Source organism: Klebsiella sp. CN_Kp106 (assembly GCF_040064575.1).
GTDB lineage: Bacteria > Pseudomonadota > Gammaproteobacteria > Enterobacterales > Enterobacteriaceae > Klebsiella > Klebsiella michiganensis.
In genome coordinates this window covers 128,151-148,228 of sequence record NZ_JBEAIG010000050.1, presented here as the reverse complement: position 1 = coordinate 148,228, position 20,078 = coordinate 128,151, and the positions used below count along the sequence as shown (strand labels likewise).

The window sequence follows — 20,078 nt, the reverse complement described above, 5'->3', positions numbered from 1 at the left end:
CCTGCGCGATACCCTGCTGCACGACGGGAATCGCCAGCAGCAGCAGGGTGATCAAGGCAAACAGGAGTCTGGTGAGCATCATTACCCCTCCTGCGCTTCTTCAGGCTGTCTCTCCTTCTGAACTTTGCGCAGCAGGAGCCACATTCTGACGGTTCTGACGGCCATGTTGCGCGCCGCCGAGCTTGGCGGGGCCGGATCGGGGACCGGCGTTTCGTGGTTAACGCGGAATGGCACGCTGCCGTTGAGGGTGAGGTTGGCGACGATAGCCGTCAGGGTGCCAATCGTAATCCCGCTGTGCAGAAACAGCTGAACCATCGGCGGAAACTGGGTAAACAGATTGGGCACCAGCACCGGCATCATGCCGAGGCCGAGCGTTAATGCCACCACCATACCGTTATTATTGTTGCGGTAGTTGACCTGTCCCAGGGTACGAATACCGGACACCGCCACCATACCGAACATGACAATGCCCGCGCCGCCGAGGATCGGTTTCGGTATCAGCACCACCAGCGCCGCCATCCTCGAGAACACGCCCATCAGAATCAGAATGATGCCGGAGACCGACACCACAAAACGGCTGCGCACCCCGGTTAAACCGATCAGGCCGACGTTCTGCGCGAAGGCGGCATAGGGAAACAGATTGAAGAAGCCGCAGATAGTGGTCGCGATACCGCAGGTGTTGAGGCCGTTGCGCAGCATCTTCGCGTCCACCTTTTTCCCGACGATATCCCCGGTGGCCATCATCGAGGACATGGTTTCCACCATCACCACCACCATCACCATCGACAGCAGGGCGACGGGGATAATATGAAATTCAGGTTTGGCGAAGGGCATCAGGATCGGCAGATGGAGCCAGGGGGTGGCGTGGACGAGGCTAAAGTCGAGAGGCTTAAAGCAGCTCCAGAGTACGGTGCCGATGATAAGACCGATCAGCACCGACGTGTTTTTCACGACGCCGGAGGCAAAGGTGTAAATATTGAGAATAATCACCAGCGTGATTGCCGCCATCAGCAGCGAGAAGGGGGCGCCAAAGCCGCTCATTTCGCTGCTCCCGCCGCCAATCCACCCGCCTGCCACCGGCATAATAGACATGCCGATAAGCGTGACGATGCTGCCCATCACCACCTTGGGAAAGAAGCGGATGAGCTTGCTAATCCACGGCGCGCAGCAGAGGATAAAAATACCGGACACGATCACCGCCCCGGAAATACCGCCGATCCCGTACTCCTTACCGATCAACACCATCGGGATCAGCGCGGCGAAGGTACAGCCCTGGATAAGCGGCAGCCGACAGCCGAGCCACTTACCGACCCCCAGCGACTGCACGATGGTGGCCGCGCCGCAGATAAACAGGTCGGCGCTGATCAGTAAAATAATGTGCTCCGGCGGGAGCCCTACCGCATTACCCACAACGAGCGGAACCGCCACGGCGCCCGCGTACATCACCAGCACGTGCTGTAGCCCATAAAGAATCATTTGCGTAACGGGTAAAATTTCATCGACCGGTGCGGTCGAGCTCCCGTTTTGTGAGGCGGAATTGGCGATATCTTTCATGAAGTTGTTATCTCCTGTACGACTTCACTCTGTATAAACATGAACAGAGCCGAAGTTACGATTCGAAGGCCGCTGCCTCCCTGAGCCGATGCGTTCATCAGCGTGTTGCGCGCACGAGAAGTAATATGCGTAAGCTGTGCCAAAAATAAGCGCCTGGAGAATTGAAGGAGAATTGTGTGAAATAACTCACGAGAAAAAGGCGGGAATATCGACGCGCTGCGAAACTTCTCAAATAAATCTCGTGGTGAATAAACGCGCGCTATCACATTGAGACAGGGAGCGTCTCATTTTGGTATCACGCGCGATACGTTGAATTATCAACATGATTAAACCCTGAGCGCGGAGAATAATTTTTGTTCAGCGAGAGCGGATATATATCGCGCCGCTAAGTGGGAGTGGGCCTGTTTTTTTGAGACGGCTCGCAAAAATAAGCACCATATGAATACCCTGAACAAAAGCGCCTGATTATTGCATTGCTTCCCGGTGAGTCCTGGAATAATAAAGGGAAGCAAATGAATAAATTTATTGTTGCCGATTCTGCAAACTGTATTGGCTGCCACGCCTGTGAAGTGGCCTGCGTCACCTCTCATCGCCAGGACAGCTGGCCCCGGCAGCGCAGCGACTTTCTGCCGCGCATTCGGGTGTTCTTCCACCGCCACGCCAGCAGCGCGACGACCTGCCGCCACTGCAACGACGCGCCCTGCGTCGGCTCCTGTCCGACCCAGGCGCTGCGCGTGGCGAACGACAGCGTTCAGTTTACAGAGGCGCTGTGCATCGGCTGTAAAAACTGCGTCATCGCCTGTCCCTTTGGGGCCATTGAGATGGTGGCCAACGATGACGACGCGCCGCAGCTGGCGCAGAAATGCGATCTTTGCAGCCAGCATCCTTCCGGTCAGCAGGCGTGCGTGGCCAGCTGTCCAACCCAGGCGCTGCAACTGATGGATGAGGCCGCCGTTAACCGGCTGCGTAGCGCGCGGCAGATTCGCTCCGCGCTGGAAACCCCGCTGGGCACCGTTCGCGGCGCCAGACGCAGCGCGATACTCAATAAACCTCCGCGGGTGGGGGCGAAAAAAGTGCCCGCCGATGACCGCATCCAGCACTTCGGCGAAATCTATCAGCCGCTGAGCGAGTGCGATGCGGAGTATGAGAGCGAACGCTGTCTCTACTGCGCGCAGAAAGCGTGGTGCAACTGGACCTGTCCTTTACATAATCATATTCCCGATTTCATCCGCCTGGTGAACGAGGGCAAGATTATCGAGGCGGCGGAGCTGTGCCATCAGAGCAGCTCCCTGCCGGAGATTTGCGGCCGCGTCTGTCCGCAGGACAGGCTGTGCGAAGGGGCCTGCACCTTAAAGAACGAAGGCGGCTCGGTCGCCATTGGCAACCTTGAGCGCTATATCACCGATACCGCCCTGGCGATGGGCTGGCGACCGACAATCGGCACAGTGGCCCCGCGCCCGGAGCGGGTGGCGGTGATTGGCGCCGGGCCCGCCGGACTGGGCTGCGCCGATATTCTCGTGCGCGCGGGCGTGCACGTTGACGTGTTCGATCGCCATCCGGAAATCGGCGGCCTGCTGACCTTCGGTATTCCGCCGTTCAAGCTGGATAAAAACGTGCTTGAGAAGCGACGCGACGTTTTTAGCGCCATGGGCGTCAATTTTCATCTCAACCAGGAGGTGGGGCGCGACGTGGCTTTTGCCGATCTGGTGAAAAACTATGACGCCGTCTTCCTCGGCGTGGGCACCTACGGTCTGATGGCCGCCGGCCTGGAGGGAGAGAACGCCCCCGGCGTGATTCAGGCCCTGCCGTTCCTGATTGCCAGCACCCGCGAGGTGATGGGGCTCGAAGAGAGCCCCGAGTATCCGCTGACCGACATTAAGGGGAAACGGGTGGTAGTGCTTGGTGGGGGAGATACGGCGATGGACTGCCTGCGCACCGCCGTTCGCCGCGGCGCAGCGAGCGTGACCTGCGCCTACCGTCGCGATGAGCTGAGCATGCCCGGATCGAAAAAAGAGGTGGTGAACGCGCGGGAAGAGGGGGTGAAATTTGAGTTTAACGTGCAGCCGCAGCGCATTCAGCTCAACCGCAAGGGGCAGGTCTGCGCGGTGGAGATGATCCGCACGAAGATGGGCGAGCCGGGCCCGGACGGCCGCCGCCGGCCGCAGCCGATCCCGGATTCCGGGTTTGAACTTAAAGTCGATGTGCTCATTATGGCGTTTGGCTTTCAGGCTCACGAGATGCCGTGGCTGCGAGGCCACGGGATAAAGCTGGACCGCTGGGGGCAGATAGTGACCGGCGGCAAAGGGCGCGGAACGACGCAAACCAGCCATGACAAAATCTTTGCCGGCGGCGATGCCGTGACCGGCGCGGACCTGGTGGTCACCGCCATGGTTGCCGGGCGGCAGGCGGCCAGCGAGATGTTGATGCAATTCACGGCCCGGGAGGAGATATGACTCGTTTTATCGTTGCCAGTTCGCAGGCCTGCATCGGCTGCAGGACCTGTGAGGTAGCCTGTGCGCTGGAACACGTGGCGCCGGGGGCGGAGTTTCATCCTCGCCTGAAGGTGATGCGCCTCGACGAGCTTAGCGTGCCGGTGATGTGTCATCAGTGCGAGAATGCGCCCTGCGTGGGCGCCTGCCCGACCGGGGCGCTGAGCATGGGGGCGGAGAAAGTGGAGGCCGACGGCGGGCGCTGCATTGGCTGCCAGAGCTGCGTGGTCGCCTGCCCGTTTGGGGCGATTACCATTGAGGTGGAGGCCGGTGTGACGCCGGTTATCGTTAAGTGCGATCTTTGCGGCACCCGGGAGCGCGGCCCCGCCTGCGTTGATGTCTGCCCGACGGCGGCGCTGAGTATCATGACCGAAGAGCAGCTCAGCGCGCTGCAAAAGCAGCGCAATATCGCCACCGCCGCGCTACTGTCGCTGTAAACCTCGCGCCCGGCGGCGCGGAAGCTGCCGGGCAATTTCATACGCCCGCGTTCTGTCAGCAAAAAAAACCGGCCTGCCAGGCCGGTTTAGCGTTTTTACGCGGGCTACGCGGGGAGCGCATCCATTCGCGCCCACATTTTTTTCGCCACTTTCTGCGCTTCGCGGAATATCGGCCCGCAGTCGAAGCTGAACTGGCGATCCTCGTAGATCATCACGCCGTTCACCATGACGCTGCGCACGCTGTTTGCCCCCAGACCGAAGGCGATATGTCCGGCGATGTTTTCCGCGATAAGCGGCGTCGGCGCCATATAGTCGCAAATGGTGAGGTCCGCTTTATAGCCCGCCTCAAGGCGGCCAAAGCGGGCGTTGAAGTTGCGATTCAACAGTTCATTGCCGTTGCTCAGCGCCTTCGCGAAGCTGTCCGGCCACAGCGGCCCGCCGGCGTCGCGGTGTTTAAAGAAGGCAAACTTCATCTCCTCGAACATGTCGGAACCGATGCCGTCGGTGCCGAGCGCCAGATTGCGCATCTGCGGCAGGCGGGGGTTGTAGCCGACGTGGTTGTTCATGTTGGAGCGGGCGTTGTGCACCAGGAAGCCGTCCTGCGCGTTGAGCAGCTCGACGTCGGCATCGGAGATGTACAGGCCGTGGGCAATCAGCGTCTTACTGTTGATAAGGTCGAACTCCGCCAGCCGCACCAGCAGGTCCTTACCGTAAAGGTGATGGCTGTGAGAGACATCGTAGCGGTCTTCCGCCGCGTGGATATGCAGGCCGCGGCCGGTGGCTTTTAGCGCTTCGCGCAGCATCGCCAGACCCTCATCCGGCACGGTGAACGGCGCATGGGCGCCGATATGGGCCTCGACCAGATAAGGCTGGTCGCCCTTTTCGCGCGCGGCGTCGATCTCTCTGGCGAAGCGAATGTTCTCCTCAACGCTGTCGCGCAGCTCGCGGCTGCCAAAGTTGCGGTCGGTGGTTTCGAAGCAGGTCATCCCGCGCAGCCCGATTTTGAGGAAGGCGTTGCGCAGCTGGCTCAGGGAGCCCGCGATATAGTGGGGCGACGCATGATGATCGACAACCGCCGTGCAGCCGCTGCGCACGGCCTCCATGGCGCAGATCAGCCCGCTGTAGTAGAGCGACTCTTCGTCCAGCGCCCGGTCAAGGCGCCACCACAGGTTTTTCAGCGTGGAGATAAAGTCCGGGCTGGGGGCGATATTGGCCTGAATCCCCCGGGACAGGCCGGAATAAAAGTGATTGTGGGAGCAGACCATGCCGGGCATCACCAGCTGCCCGCGCATCTCTTTCACCTGCGCCTGCGGATAGCGCTGGCACAGGCCGGGGCCGACAGCGAGAATTTTATCGCTCTCAATGGCGATATCGACGTTCTCCCACACTTTCGCCGGATAGATCTGCGCGGCGGTGGCATTTTTCAGGATCAGGATACTCATACTTCAACGCCTCCCAGAAGATAGCTTTGGTGCTGATGAATATGGCTTATGATGCGGCACATGGCGTCCAGCTGGGCCGGTACCTCGTTAAACTGGCCGCGGTCGTTAATTTCCAGCTGCCACGTCTGGTCGTCCTGACGCACTTTGACGCTGGCGCCTGCGACGAAGAAGCCCGGATTGGTGCTGTTGACAAAATCCTGCTCCAGGCTGAACACGGTGATTTTGTCTTTATACGGTTTTCCCTGCCACGGGCAGAACTGAGCGCAGTTGCCGCATTCGTTGCAATAAGCATCCAGATGCAGGGTCTGGAAGCGATTCTGGAAGCCCGGCACGGCCACGGAAATATTGGCGCGGTTCGGACAGACGTCGACGCACTTGCTGCACACGTAGTTGCACTCCAGGCAGCGGCTGGCTTCCTGCTCGACAAAAGCCTCGCGCTGGTTTTTATCCACCAGCGTGACGGCGATGGCGCCTTTACGCTGGTACACCTTCGCCGGATCGACGTTGTTCCAGACTTTGTTTCCGTAGCTGCTGGCGATATTTTCCCGGGCCAGGATCGCGTCCGTGGCCCGTCGCGCGTTGCCGATAGCGGAGACGATAGAAGAGGGGCCGCGCTGAACGTCGCCGATCAGGAAGACGTTCGGTTTGCTGGTCTCGCCATCGGCGTTGACCACCGGCCAGCCCTGCGGGTCGAGTGGGATCCCCATTGCCGACAGCGCTTCGCCGTCCTGCTGCTCGCCGATGGCGGTAATCAGAGAGTCGACTTGCAGGGTGCGAATCTCATCGGTTTCCACCGGGCGGCGGCGGCCTTTCTCATCCGGCTCGCCGAGCTTCATGACGCGTACGACGAGCGTCCCGTCGGCGTTAAACTGTTCCGGGTTGCATAGCCACTCGAAGTCGACGCCGTCGAGCAGCGCCTCATCGTACTCTTCGCGCCAGGCGGGCATCTCTTGCTGCGAGCGGCGATAGACGATGGTCGCGCTCTGCACGCCGGGCACGCGCAGCGCCGCGCGGGCGCAGTCCATGGCGGTGTTGCCGGCGCCGACCACGGCCACGCGTTTGCCCAGGTTCAGCTCGGCGCCGCGGTTAAACTCGCGCAGGAACTGCAGCGACTTATGCACGTTCTGGTTATCGCCGCCCAGCTTCACGCCGCTGTTTTTATCGGTACCGGTGCCGACCAGCACGTAACGAAAACCCTTCGCCTGCAGTTTTTCCACGCTCAGATGCGGATCGCAGCCGTACTCAATTTTGACGCCGTGGGCGACGACAAAATCGATATCGTGCTGGATAAGCTCGCCGGGAATGCGGAACTGCGGAATGATATTCTTCACCACGCCCCCGGCGCTGGCTTCGCGTTCAAAAACCGTGACCGGATGGCCGGCGCGGGCGAGGAAGTATCCGGCAGCGAGACCGGCAGGGCCCGCGCCGATCACCGCTACCGGGTGCCGGGAGCCGGATCCCGCGGGCTTATGCCAGCGGCTGCGGTACTCGTCCCAGCCTTTCTCCAGCGCCACTTTTTTCAGCTCACGGATGTTGAGCGCGCTGTCGTAATCCAGTCGCGTACAGTTGTACTGGCACTGGTGGTCGCAGATATGACCGGTGATGGCCGGCAACGCGTTGCGCTGATAGATCAGCTCCAGCGCGTCGGCGTAGCGATGCTCGCCCAGCAGGCGGATATACTCCGGAATATCCTGCTTGATGGCGCAGGCCGTCACGCAGGGGGCGACGTAGCAGTCCAGCAGCGGCAGCGGCTCGCCGGTATCAATGCGCTCTTCCGGCTTCCACTGTTTCTGGGTGTAGTCCATGCTCACCGCTTTTTCCGCCAGCGCGTTGAGGCGCTCGACGTCGATCTGCGTCATGTTCCAGCCGTCGGCTTTCTCCAGCTCGCGCATGCACTCGCTCAGGCGCAGATATCCTCCCGGCTTCAGCAGGTCGGTGGCCATGGTGATAGGGCGAATGCCGGTGTCGAAAATCTCGCGAATGTTGAGCTGGCTGGCGCCGCCGGAGTAGGAGATCGGCAGCTTGCCGTCAAACGCCCGCGAGAGCAGGGCGGCTACGTTGATCGATAGCGGGAATAGCGCGCGGCCGGACATATACATTTCATCTCCCGGCAGCGCTCCCTTGTTGTTGACGGTGCCGAGGGTGTTGGTCAGCTTGACGCCAAAGCCGAGGCTGCGCGCTTTCGCCAGCGCCATCAGGCGCGTCAGCATCTCCAGCGCCCGGTCGATCTTAAGGTCATGGTCAAATGACGCTTCGCTAAGGCCGATATAGCCGAAGCCGCAGGCGTCGAGGATCTGGCGAACGCGCGGATAGCCGAGCAGGGTCGGGTTGAGCTTCACAAAGGTATTGAGATTTTTCTCCGTCAGCATATAGCGGCAGATGGCTTCGATCTCGTCCGGCGGGCAGCCGTGCATGGTTGAGAGGGTGACGCCCTGAACCAGCCTGGCCGGCACGCGTTGAGCCAGATTGTCCAGCCCGTCTTTGCGCGCGCAGGTTGGCAGGCTGTCGATAAAGGTTCTATTTTGCAGCCAGCGGTTCAGGGTGTCGCGGTACTGGGCGAATTTAGGATGGGCGGAGGCGTCCATCATGTTGTCGATAAATTCCTGCATTGGCGGCTGCTTAATACCGTCAAGGTTGTAGCCGACGCTCATATTGAAAATAAACGACTTGCTCTCTTTATGGGTGCCCAGCGGAAAGACCTGCTCCAGCAGATGCAGCGTGAACCAGGCTTTCAGGTACTCATCCCAGGCTTTTTTGAGGGTAAATTCGGTGGACCACTCGGTGTTGAAGCACTCATCTTCGGCATCGATGCAGGGTTTTTCCAGCTCCAGGCGGTCAAGGATCTGTACGGTTTTCAGCTCGATAAACCGCCCGCCGGTTAGCCAGGCGGTAATAATGTTCTGCGCCAGCTGGGTATGCGGCCCGGCTGCCGGGCCGAGCGGCGTCGCGCAGCTTTCGCCGAATACGCCGATCGACCGCTGCGCCTGCGGCGTATAAAACTGTTGCTCGGGAATGCCAAAAATAGTCCGCTGACTCTGATACTCGTCGAAAATGCGCGTTAAAAGCTCCTCAAACGGCACGGGACGCATTATATCCCCCATAACCCTCTCCTTAGATATCATTGTAAGATCGACATTGCCGGTGGTAATCATCCCGACGGATAACGAAAGAGGAGCAACAATCACACCAGTTATTCAAACCGCGGCGGCGAAATAATTAATTTGTGAACCAGGTCGAAACTCGACGATGCCGGGCGAATAATTCCATAGCGGGTAAATGAGAACTCAAATCAATACGCTTTATCATTCGGCGAGATTTCTCAAAATCAGATCCGGAATATCAGAATGATAATTTATGTCGGCTATTCGGCGGTGATTTTAGCAGGCGGCTTATTTTTGCTGCGGTAACAGAGGAAATAATCGATGAGGTACCCCCGTTGCAGCGTCAATAGGGCTAACGAAATGACCTGACTCACAATTTACGATGAAAAATGGCAGCTAAGTATAAATATTGCATAGTTGCTACGGGTCGCTGCGACGCTATTTCAACGCCGGGTAGACTCTCAAACTGAGAACCCGGGGAAATATCGCAGATAATCAAATAGAGCCGTAAACATCGCCTTTGAGGTTGGTATGAATATTTTTGCAGAAGCTGCACGACTTGAGGAGCAGAACCGTCCCTTTGCCCTGGCGCAGATTGTCGAAAGCCGGGGCTCTACCCCCCGACACTCCGCTCAGATGCTTATCCGGGAGGACGGTTCGATTGTGGGCACCATTGGCGGCGGGATGGTGGAGCGTAAAGTCATCGATGCGGCGCTGGAAGCGCTGCGCGAACGGGCGTCGCGAATGTTTCACGGTCGCATGGCGCGCACCGGCAGCGACGCCGTGGGCTCCGACTGCGGCGGCGCGATGTCGGTTTACATCAGCGTGCACGGCCTGCGCCCGCGCCTGCTGCTGGTCGGCGCCGGGCACGTCAACCGCGCGGTTGCCCACGCCGCGGCGCGGGTGGATTTTGACATCTGCGTCGGCGATATCTATTCCGCCAGCCTTTGCCCCGACGCTTTTCCGCTTTCGGCGCGGCTGGTGCACGCTGCCAGCTTCACGGACGTAGTGGAGGCGATGGCGGTCCGGCCGCAGGATTTCGTGCTGATTGCCACCAACAACCAGGATCGGGAGGCGCTGGACAGGCTGATAACCCAGCCGGTGGCGTGGCTGGGGCTGCTGGCCAGCCGGCGGAAAGTGCAGGCCTTTGTCCGCCAGATGCGGGAAAACGGCGTAACGGAGGCGGATATCAGCCGTCTGCGGGCGCCGATTGGCTATGACATCGGCGCCGAGACGCCAAACGAGATTGCCATCAGCGTGCTGGCGGAGATCCTGCAGGTGAAAAACGGCGCGCCGGGGGGGCTGATGAACCAGGTGAGGCAAGCGTGCCAGCCGGATTGTCTGGCTGAGGCGGTTGAGGTCTGAGCTTCTGCGAGGGGAAATGTTGCCGGGAGGTTCCCGGCAACCCGTGGCGTACAGCTTATTGGCTAATAATGGTGCCCGTTTTTCCTTCAATCCCCTCTTTGGCTTTGCTCAGCATCGTGATCAGCGCTTTACGCCCCGGCCCTGAGCGGGCGAAGGCGGCGGCGGCTTCCACTTTTGGCAGCATTGAGCCTTTGGCAAAGTGCCCCTCTTCGATAAAGCGTTCGGCATCGCGCAGGGAGAGGTTATCCAGCCACTGCTCGTCAGGTTTACCGAAGTTGATCGCCACCTTTTCTACGGCGGTGAGAATGATCAGCAGGTCGGCGTCGATCATCTCCGCCAGCTTCGCGCTGGCCCAGTCCTTATCGATAACCGCGCTGGCGCCGCGCAGATGGTTACCCTCGCGAATCACCGGAATGCCGCCGCCGCCGACGGTGATCACCACGTGGCAATCATCCATCAGCGCTTTTACCGTTTGTTTCTCGATAATATCTACCGGCATGGGCGAGGCGACGACGCGACGGTAGCCGCGCCCGGCGTCCTCTTTCATGATGTAGCCGTTTTGGCTCAGCTTTTCGGCCTCTTCTTTGCTGAAGAACGAGCCGATGGGCTTGGTCGGATTAAGAAATGCCTTATCGTTAGCATCCACTTCCACCTGGGTTATCAGGGTCGCCACCGGGATATCCAGCTGGCGCGTTAGCAGTTCTTCACGAATCGCGTTCTGCAGGTCGTAGCCGATGTAGCCCTGGCTCAGGGCCACGCAGACCGACATCGGCAGCATGGGCGTATGGGCCTCGGTTTTTGCTGCGGCCTCGAAAGCCTGGTTGATCATGCCCACCTGCGGACCGTTGCCGTGAGTGACCACCACCTGGTGGCCAAGGGCGATAAGATCGACGATCGTCCGGGCGGTGTGTCGTACGGCCTGCATCTGTCCGGCGAGATCGTCGCCCAGCGCATTCCCGCCGAGAGCGAGAACAATTTTTTTACTCATAGCTTCCTCTCATTACGTTTCTGTTCCGCTGACGGCCTGGTGAGCGGTGGAAAAGGGTTGTCGGCGTAAAAAGCGGCCCTGTCCGGCGATGCCGGTAAAGGTGCCGTTATCAAAGATCACTCTGCCGTGGGAGAGCGTCTGGCGAATCGCGCCCTGACAGATAAAGCCTTCATAGGGTGAATAGTCGGCGTTGTCGTGCAGCATGGCATGACGGATGGTGGTGGTACGCTGCGGATCGATGATAACCACGTCGGCATCGGCGCCGGGCGCCAGCAGCCCCTTCTGCGGCCACAGGCCAAACAGCTTCGCCGGGTTGGCGCTGGTGAGCGCCACAAAGCGCTCAGGGGTGATGCGCCCGGTCATCACGCCGTGCGAGAACAGCAGCAGCAGCCGGTTTTCCACCCCCGGCAGGCCGTTCGGGCAGCGGCTAAAGTCGCCGCCGGAGATCTGCCTGCGCTGCTGCGCAGAGAACGCGCAGTGGTCGGTGGCGACCGTGTCAATATCTCCATCATGGATACCGCGCCATAGCGCATCGTTGTTGCTGGCGTTGCGCAGGGGAGGGCTGAGCAGATAGTTAAGCGCGTCTTCGCGCTCGTAGCAGCGCTCGTCCAGCAGCAGATACTGCGGACAGGTCTCCACCCACACCGGCTGGTGGCGTCTTCTGGCCAGGCGCAGGTACTCCAGGCCCAGGGCGTTGGAAAGATGCACGATATACAGCGGCGCGTTTCCCGCCAGCTGCGCGAGGTTGATCGTTCGGGCGATGGCTTCCGCCTCGCACTCCAGCGGGCGGCTCAGGGCGTGATAGCGCGGCGCGGTTTTACCGGCGTTGATAAATTCCGCCCGGCGCTGGGCGATGGCGGCATCGTTTTCCGGATGCACCGTCGTCAGCGCGCCGGCGCGCTGCAGGTGGCGCATCGCCTGCAATATCTCATCATCGCTGAGTTTGTACTGGTAGGTCAGATAGAGCTTAAAGCTGCTGATGCCGCTATCCACCATCATCGGGATCTCGTCGAGAATGCCGTGGTTAACGTGTTGGATAACGCCGTGAAAACTGTAGTCGATAACGGCTTTATAGGCGGCGTAGCCGCGATAGACCTCGAACTGGTGGCGCAGGTGGCAGCCGACGGGCCCGAAGCCCATATGATCAACAATGGTGGTGGTACCGCCGCAGGCCGCGGCCCGGGTGCCGGTAAAGAAATCATCGCAGCTGCGGGCGAGCCCCACATCAATATTGAAATGCGTATGAACGTCGACGCCGCCGGGCATCACGTAGCAGCCCTCGGCGTCAATCACTTCGCAGGGTTGTTCTGCCTCAATAGAACTGGCAAGGCGCTTGACGAGGCCATCTTCAATGAGCAGGTCCTGCTTTAGCTGTCCGTCGGCGTTGACGACGAGGCCATTTTTAATCAGTACGCGCATAGAAACCTCAACATACCGCCGCAGAGCGCGGCGGCAGACAGGACGAACAATTACTCCGTGGCCAGCCAGCTCAGCGGGATAGCGGCATACATCGCGGCGCAGGTTACCAGATGCGATTTCCAGGTTTTCTCATTCGGCGCATGCGCCTCCGGCTCTTTCCCAGGCCCAAAGCCGATAACCGGAATGCCGTGGCGGCCCATAATGGAGACGCCGTTGGTGGAGAAGGTCCACTTATCCACCACCGGCGCTTTGCCGAACAGACCTTCATAGGCGTTGCTCAGGGCGCGAACGGTGAAGTGGTTCTCTTCCACTTTCCAGGTCGGGAAGTAGCATTCGGTCGGGTAGACCAGGCCGGTCCAGGAGGGGCGTTCGTAGTTGTACATCGAGACCACCGCGGCGGCTTTTTTCACCGCCGGCAGCGCGCGGATCTCTTCCAGCGCGCCTTCCCATGTTTCGCCCCAGGTCAGACGGCGGTCAATGGAGACGGCGCAGCTATCCGCTACCGCGCAGCGGCTCGGCGAGGTGAAGAAAATCTCGGAAACGGTCAGGGTGCCTTTGCCGAGGAACTCGTCATCGCCCAGCTTGTGCGAAAGCTGTTCCAGCTCGGTGAGAACGGGCGCCATTTTGAAGATGGCGTTATCGCCGCGCTCCGGGGCGGAGCCGTGGCAGCTGACGCCCTGAACCTCCACGCGGATCTCCATACGCCCGCGCTGGCCGCGGTAAATCTGGCAGTCGGTAGGTTCGGTGCTGACCACGAATTCCGGACGTATGCCGGATTGTTCAATAATGTACTGCCAGCACAGGCCGTCGCAATCCTCTTCCTGAACGGTACCGGTCACCAGCAGGGTATACTCATCTTCCAGGCCCAGATCTTTAATGATTTTACCGGCGTAAACCATTGAGGCCATTCCGCCCTCCTGGTCAGACGCGCCGCGTCCGCCGATCAGCTCATCGGTCTCCATACCTTCGTACGGATCGAAGTTCCAGTTCTTGATGTTGCCAATGCCGACGGTATCAATGTGCGCGTCCATGGCGACCAGACGCGGGCCGTGGCCGATGTAGCCCAGCACGTTACCCATCGGATCGATTTCCACTTTGTCGAACCCGACTTTCTCCATCTCCTCTTTGATACGGTGCACCACGCGCTTCTCATCGCTGCTTTCGCTGGGGATGGCGATCATATCGCGCAGGAAGCGGGTCATCTCTTTTTCGTATTGTTTTGATTTTTCCAGGATCGCGTTGAACGGAATTTGCTTAGCCATAAGGATGTTCTCCAGTTCTGAATACGGGGGTCCCGCCGGGCGGGAGGAATGTTGATCAATCGGCTACTGCGCGGCCGGATGTTTGCCTTCCCAGACGACTTCGCGATAGTGCTTAACGTCGGTGTCGCCTTCGGTGCTAATCACCAGCACCACGGAATCGCTATCCAGCTTGAGCTTGTGCATCAGCGCTTCGCGCTGCGGATGGAAATAAATCGCCGCCAGCAGGCCGAGACCGACGGCGCCGGATTCGCCGGAAATAACGCGCGGATCCTGGCCCGCCGGGTTTCCCAGCACCCGCATGCCGAGGGCGGCGACGGCGTCCTGACAGGAGACAAACTGCGTGGCGCAGTTGCGCAGCACTTCCCAGCCCAGCGGGTTGGGCTCACCGCAGGCGAGACCGGCCATAATGGTGGCCATATCGCCGCTGACGTTGACGATCTGGCCCTTTAGCGCAGAGCGGTAGAGACAGTCGGCCAGCTCCGGCTCGACGATAATGGAATGGAGATGCTTCGCGCCGTAGACATCGGCCAGGTAGCCCAGCACGCCGCCCGCCATCGCCCCCACGCCGCCCTGCAGAAGCACGTGCGTCGGACGGGCGATACCCATTGAGGAGAGCTGTTCTACCGTTTCATCGGCGAGGGTGGCGTAGCCCTGCATAATCCAGGTCGGAATTTTTGTGTAGCCTTCCCAGGCGGTGTCCTGCACCACCTCCCAGCCGTTTTTCTGCGCGGTCTGCATGGTAAAGCGGACGGTGTCGTCGTAGTTCATGTCGGTGACGATACACTCGGCGCCGAGGCGCAGTATGGCGTCAACCCGCTCCTGCGCGGAGCCTTTCGGCATATAGATGACGGCGTTCTGGCCTAACTGGCGGGCTGCCCACGCCACGCCGCGGCCGTGGTTGCCGTCGGTCGTGGTGGCGAACGTCATCTTCTCTTTGATGCTGGATTTGAGCGTTTCGAAGGAGAGATCGTTGATATCTAAATGATATTTTTCACACAGCAGCCGGGCGATAGCATAAGAGCCGCCGAGCATTTTGAAGGCATTGAGGCCAAAGCGCCGGGATTCATCTTTAACGAGGATTTTTTGTACCCCAAACAGCGCGGAAAGTTCGTTCAGCGCCACCAGCGGCGTAGGCTGATAGCCGGCGATCTTTTGATGAAAGCGGCGAGCCTGCTGCGCCTGCTGGCGTGAAAACAGCGGTGAAATCTCTCCGTTAAAAAAACGGTTTTCGGCAATATCCATTTTCAGTGAGAAAGCAGACATACTCGATCCTTATCCTTTTTGAAATGCGAAAGTCGTGGGGCTGGCCCGCAGGCCAGCCTGGGGATTATTTGATGCGTTTCTGCGCTTCCTTGAGCAGCTGCTCCAGCACCTTGCCCGGGTTCGCGTATTTGCGGCAGACGATCATCGCGGCGATGATGTACGGCTTCCAGCTGGCCTCTTTGTAGGTCGGGATCCGGTACTTCTCGAAGACTCCCTCGGTGACTTCGCCCGCGTCGCAGGAGACGCCGGTGATATCCGCCGGCAGGCAGTGCATATACAGCGCGTCACCGTCGCGGGTGTGCTTCATCATCTCTTCCGTACAGTGCCAGTCTTTATGGCCGGCGTTCTGCTCAAGGCAGGCTTTCTCCAGCGCCTTCAGACCTTCATGGTCATTTGCGCGCAGCAGCTCGGTGCGTTTTTCCATTACCTTGTACGGCGCCCAGGATTTCGGATAGACGATATCGGCGTCTTTAAAGGCTTCCTCCATGCTGTTCACCTGGCGGAAGCTGCCGCCGGAGGCCTGGGCATTGTTTTTTGCCACTTCGATAACGTCAGGGATCAGGTCGTACCCTTCCGGGTGGGCGAGGGTGACGTCCATACCGAAGCGGGTCATCAGGCCGATAATGCCCTGCGGCACCGAGAGGGGCTTGCCATAGCTCGGCGAGTAGGCCCAGGTCATGGCGATCTTCTTACCTTTCAGATTCTCCAGCGAACCGAAGTGCTCGCGCAGCCAGGCGAGATCGGCCATGGATTGCGTCGGGTGGTCGATATCGCACTGCAGATTGATCAGCGCCGGTCGCTGCGGCAGGACGCCCTGCTTGTGGCCGTCGTCCAGCGCTTCGCCTACCTCACGCATGTAGGCGTTGCCCGCGCCAAGGAACATGTCATCGCGGATGCCGATGGCGTCGGCGCAGAAGGAGATCATATTGGCGGTTTCACGGACCGTTTCGCCGTGGGCAATTTGCGATTTCCCCTCATCCAGATCCTGTTGCGCCAGACCTAACAGGTTGAGCGCGGAGGCATAGGAGAAGCGGGTGCGGGTTGAGTTATCGCGGAACACGGAAATACCCAATCCGCTGTTAAACACTTTGGTGGCGATATTTTCAGCGCGTAGCGTTTTTAGCGCGGCGGCGACGTCCAGCACCTGTTTCAGCTCATCCGGCGATTGTTCCCAGGTCAGCAGAAAGTCTTTCTCACTGAGATGAGAGTTAAGTTTATTGATATCCTTAATCAGTTCGTTAACAGTTTTCATGTTTCAATCCTGGTCGTGAATGACGGCTTATTGATTGCTGTGCGGTCGGATATGCAGAGTTGCCGAATTAGCGACTGCCAGCGCTGTATTACCACTAACAATAAGCGTGCCAAATCCTCCGGGAGAGGCGGCGGAGAGGATTGAATAGTTAAGATTATGCCAGGTCTGTCACGAATTCAGGCGAGTTATCCCGGGAAGAGAAAGGTGAAATTTTTCCCCCCGCTGTCCATTTCAGCGGGACAGGCGCGGGTTGCCACCGTAAATAATGCGATTATCATCTTCACATTGCGCCAATATGATAAAAACCGCTGCAAATTTATCATAATGATAAGAAACTGTGATAGCTCTTGCATATTTAAGATAAGGTGGGGGAATTGGCCCTATCTATAACAACGCGGGTGGCTAAAAGGAGTGGTATCATTCCCCGCAGATAAATAAAGCCGCTTCGCTTGACGCCGAACAGGTGAGCAATAATAGAAGGCCGATAGACATGATACCGTCCAAAGCACCCTCCATTTTAATGCAGATTCAGCCTACAATTCAAAAGTTTGCAAGGATGTTATCCAGCGTGCTGCAGCTGGAGGTCGAGATTGTTGATAACGAATTATACCGGGTCGCCGGAACTGGCGCTTATAGTAAACAGATTGGCTATAAATTAAATTCAAATTCACGGCTTCTGCGTTACATTATTGAAACACAGACCGAGAAGGTCGTTACCCACTCCCGCTTCGACCCCCTGTGTAAAGACTGTAAAAATAAGGAGAAATGCGAAGAGAAAGCCTTTCTTGGCACGCCGGTGATGTATCACGACCGCTGCGTCGGCGTTATTAGCCTGGTTGCGCTGACGCGCGAGCAGCAGGAACGTATAAATGCGAATATCCAGGAGTTTTCTGATTATGTTCGTCATGTCTCAACCATATTCGTTTCCCGCTTTTTGCAGGAGCGGGCGGTCGGCGACAATATCCATAAAATATTTTTAACCATGATCGAAAATATGGATCAGGGCGTTCTGGTCGTGGGTAACGATCAAAGAGTCAAATTTGCCAACCAGGCCGCTTTGAAAATAATGAGCGTCACTCAGGGGCAGGTGATTGGTAAGTCAATCCAGTTTCAGCCGTTGACCTTCGAAGATAATTTCAAGCACGGCCATATGCAGCACATTATCTCCTTTGACGATCGCAAGGAGCTCATTATCGGCCAGCTGCACGCGGTGCAGGATCAGTGGTTATTTTTAATGGCGTTCCATCAGTCGCACTCTTCGGCCGATTTCAGCTGCGGGCAGGAAGGGCCGCAGATTGAGGCGATGGTGGGAGAGTGTCGACCTATGCGGCAGCTTAAAAAGCTGATCAGCCGCGTGGCCCCGAGCCCCTCCAGCGTGATGATTGCCGGTGAAAGTGGGACCGGGAAAGAGGTGGTTGCCCGCGCTATCCATAAGCTCAGCGATCGCCACGCGAAGCCCTTTATCGCGATTAACTGCGCCGCGATACCCGAGCAGCTGTTAGAAAGCGAACTGTTTGGCTACGTGAAGGGGGCGTTTACCGGCGCATCGGCAAACGGTAAGACCGGCCTGATTCAGGCGGCCAATAGCGGGACGCTGTTTCTTGACGAAATTGGCGATATGCCGCTCACTCTGCAGGCCAAGCTGCTGCGGGCCATTGAGTCACGTGAGATTCAGCCGGTGGGCGCCAGCCATCCGGTTCAGGTCGATATTCGTATCATATCCGCGACCAATCAAAACCTGGAACAGTACATCGCGGAAGGGAAGTTCCGCGAAGATCTCTACTATCGTCTGAACGTGATTCCGCTGCGCCTGCCGCCGCTGCGCGAACGTCAGGACGACATTGAGCTGCTGATTCACTATTTCCTGCATCTGCACACCGGTCGTCTCAATCTGGTTTATCCCGGCGTCGCGCAGGACGTGATCGATTTCCTTAAGCGCTATCGCTGGCCGGGCAATATTCGCGAACTCAGCAACCTGATGGAGTACCTGGTCAACGTGGTGCCGTCGGGAGAAATCATCGATATGTCGCTGCTGCCGCCGAATCTGTTAAGCAGCGGTGAAGCGGCGAGCCAGGCGACGTCGTCGGCTTCAGCGCCAGCGACCCTCACTCAGGAGGAGAACGTGACGGCGCTGGAGGAGATGGAGCGGCAGATGATCCGCGATGCGCTCTCTCGCTACAGTAATAAAAAGCAGGCGGCGGATGAGCTGGGCATCGGCATCGCCACGCTGTATCGCAAAATAAAGAAATATTCGCTGGCGGCGGGTCAGAACTGACGGGAACGGCGGGCAATAAAAAATCCACGCGAACGCGTGGATTTTGTGGATGGCATGACGGCGAAGAAACGCTTAGACGTTGAACAGGAAGTTCATCACATCGCCATCTTTCACGATGTAGTCTTTACCTTCAGCGCGCATTTTCCCGGCTTCTTTGGCACCCTGTTCGCCTTTATAGGTAATAAAGTCTTCATAGGCGATGGTCTGCGCGCGGATAAAGCCTTTTTCAAAGTCGGTGTGGATTTTACCCGCGGCCTGCGGAGCAGTGGCGCCGACGGGGATAGTCCAGGCGCGCACTTCCTTCACCCCTGCGGTAAAGTAGGTCTGCAGGTTCAGCAGCTCGTAGCCGGCGCGGATAACGCGGTTCAGGCCCGGCTCTTCGAGACCCAGCTCGGCCATAAACTCATCGCGGTCGGCATCGTCCAGCTCGGCGATATCGGACTCAACGGCGGCGCAAACGGCGACCACCACAGAACCTTCGGCGGCGGCAATTTCGCGAACTTTATCGAGATAAGGGTTGTTCTCAAAGCCGTCTTCGTTGACGTTGGCGATATACATGGTCGGCTTCAGGGTCAGGAAGCTCAGGTATTTAATCGCCGCTTTGTCTTCTTCAGTCAGGTTCTTCAGCGAACGCAGCATGCCGGCGTTCTCAAGGTGCGGCAGGCATTTTTCCAGCGCCGCCAGCTCGGCTTTCGCGTCTTTATCGCCGCCTTTGGCTTTCTTCTGCACGCGGTGGATAGCGCGCTCGCAGGTGTCCAGGTCGGAGAGCGCCAGCTCGGTGTTGATAACGTCAATATCGTCAGCCGGATCCACTTTATTGTTAACGTGGATGATGTTGTCGTTTTCGAAGCAGCGCACTACGTGACCGATAGCTTCGGTTTCGCGGATGTTGGTCAGGAACTGGTTGCCCAGGCCTTCACCTTTCGACGCGCCTTTAACGAGGCCTGCGATATCAACGAATTCCATCGTGGTCGGCAGAATACGCTGTGGTTTGACGATTTCAGCCAGTTTGTCCAGACGCGGATCGGGCATCGGCACGACACCGGTGTTCGGCTCAATGGTACAGAAGGGGAAGTTGGCCGCTTCAATACCCGCTTTAGTGAGCGCATTGAACAGGGTGGATTTGCCGACGTTGGGCAAACCGACGATACCGCATTTGAATCCCATGATTTAAATCACCTTAATCTTTGGATAATCAACCTGTTACAGTGAACAGATTGCAGAAAAGTAA

Annotated in this window: 12 protein-coding genes and 1 pseudogene; 4 read left to right on the top strand and 9 right to left on the bottom strand. The window is 58.4% G+C overall.

Annotation, left to right across the window (positions count from 1 at the left end; translation table 11 throughout):
• Nucleotides 1-81 precede the first annotated feature (81 nt).
• Nucleotides 82-1,554: a nucleobase:cation symporter-2 family protein gene (locus ABLU96_RS16375; protein WP_025108440.1), complete on the bottom strand. Its 1,473-nt coding sequence runs from the start codon at nt 1,552-1,554 to the stop codon at nt 82-84.
• A 512-nt stretch (nt 1,555-2,066) separates the two neighbouring features.
• On the opposite strand from ABLU96_RS16375, the gene ygfT reads away from it, so the two are divergent.
• Nucleotides 2,067-4,007 carry a formate-dependent uric acid utilization protein YgfT gene (ygfT, locus tag ABLU96_RS16370; RefSeq protein WP_064405783.1) on the top strand — a complete coding sequence of 647 codons (1,941 nt, stop codon included), beginning with the start codon at nt 2,067-2,069 and terminating at the stop codon, nt 4,005-4,007.
• The gene (locus ABLU96_RS16365) at nt 4,004-4,480 is read left to right on the top strand and encodes a 4Fe-4S dicluster domain-containing protein (protein WP_014229768.1); all 477 of its coding nucleotides are present in this window, start codon (nt 4,004-4,006) and stop codon (nt 4,478-4,480) included. Before ygfT ends, ABLU96_RS16365 begins: the two co-directional genes overlap by 4 nt.
• A 104-nt stretch (nt 4,481-4,584) precedes the next feature.
• Here ABLU96_RS16365 and ssnA read toward each other — a convergent pair whose 3' ends face one another.
• Together ssnA and ygfK are read right to left on the bottom strand one after the other, a co-directional pair.
• Nucleotides 4,585-5,916, bottom strand: a complete 1,332-nt coding sequence (gene ssnA / locus ABLU96_RS16360) for a putative aminohydrolase SsnA (protein WP_162934476.1) — start codon at nt 5,914-5,916, stop codon at nt 4,585-4,587.
• Nucleotides 5,917-5,918: 2 nt separating this feature from the next.
• The gene (ygfK, locus tag ABLU96_RS16355) at nt 5,919-9,023 is read right to left on the bottom strand and encodes a putative selenate reductase subunit YgfK (RefSeq protein WP_004851914.1); all 3,105 of its coding nucleotides are present in this window, start codon (nt 9,021-9,023) and stop codon (nt 5,919-5,921) included.
• Between the two features lie 531 nt (nt 9,024-9,554).
• Between ygfK and ABLU96_RS16350 the strand changes: the two are divergent.
• Nucleotides 9,555-10,331 (top strand): annotated as a pseudogene (locus ABLU96_RS16350) (XdhC family protein); the annotation flags it as partial.
• 112 nt (nt 10,332-10,443) lie between these two features.
• On the opposite strand, the gene arcC reads toward ABLU96_RS16350, so the two are convergent.
• From arcC to ygeW, 5 genes are all read right to left on the bottom strand, one after another.
• Complete coding sequence (arcC, locus tag ABLU96_RS16345) at nt 10,444-11,376, bottom strand: carbamate kinase (RefSeq protein ID WP_014229764.1); 933 nt, start codon at nt 11,374-11,376, stop codon at nt 10,444-10,446.
• Between the two features lie 12 nt (nt 11,377-11,388).
• Nucleotides 11,389-12,795: a dihydropyrimidinase gene (gene hydA, locus ABLU96_RS16340; protein ID WP_032749942.1), complete on the bottom strand. Its 1,407-nt coding sequence runs from the start codon at nt 12,793-12,795 to the stop codon at nt 11,389-11,391.
• 50 nt (nt 12,796-12,845) lie between these two features.
• A complete protein-coding gene (locus ABLU96_RS16335) occupies nt 12,846-14,057 on the bottom strand; it encodes a YgeY family selenium metabolism-linked hydrolase (RefSeq protein ID WP_004851906.1) in 1,212 nt (403 codons plus the stop codon).
• A 63-nt stretch (nt 14,058-14,120) separates the two neighbouring features.
• A complete protein-coding gene (gene dpaL, locus ABLU96_RS16330; protein ID WP_064379852.1) occupies nt 14,121-15,320 on the bottom strand; it encodes a diaminopropionate ammonia-lyase in 1,200 nt (399 codons plus the stop codon).
• Nucleotides 15,321-15,384: 64 nt separating this feature from the next.
• Nucleotides 15,385-16,572 carry a knotted carbamoyltransferase YgeW gene (gene ygeW / locus ABLU96_RS16325; RefSeq protein ID WP_004851903.1) on the bottom strand — a complete coding sequence of 396 codons (1,188 nt, stop codon included), beginning with the start codon at nt 16,570-16,572 and terminating at the stop codon, nt 15,385-15,387.
• 490 nt (nt 16,573-17,062) lie between these two features.
• Here ygeW and ABLU96_RS16320 point away from each other — a divergent pair, with 490 nt between their 5' ends.
• On the top strand, nt 17,063-18,847 hold the full coding sequence (locus tag ABLU96_RS16320) for a sigma-54-dependent Fis family transcriptional regulator (protein ID WP_064405785.1): 1,785 nt from the start codon (nt 17,063-17,065) through the stop codon (nt 18,845-18,847).
• A gap of 72 nt (nt 18,848-18,919) precedes the next feature.
• Here ABLU96_RS16320 and ychF read toward each other — a convergent pair whose 3' ends face one another.
• Nucleotides 18,920-20,014, bottom strand: coding sequence for a redox-regulated ATPase YchF (gene ychF, locus ABLU96_RS16315; protein WP_004851898.1), 1,095 nt, complete (start codon nt 20,012-20,014; stop codon nt 18,920-18,922).
• Between the last annotated feature and the right edge of the window lie 64 nt (nt 20,015-20,078).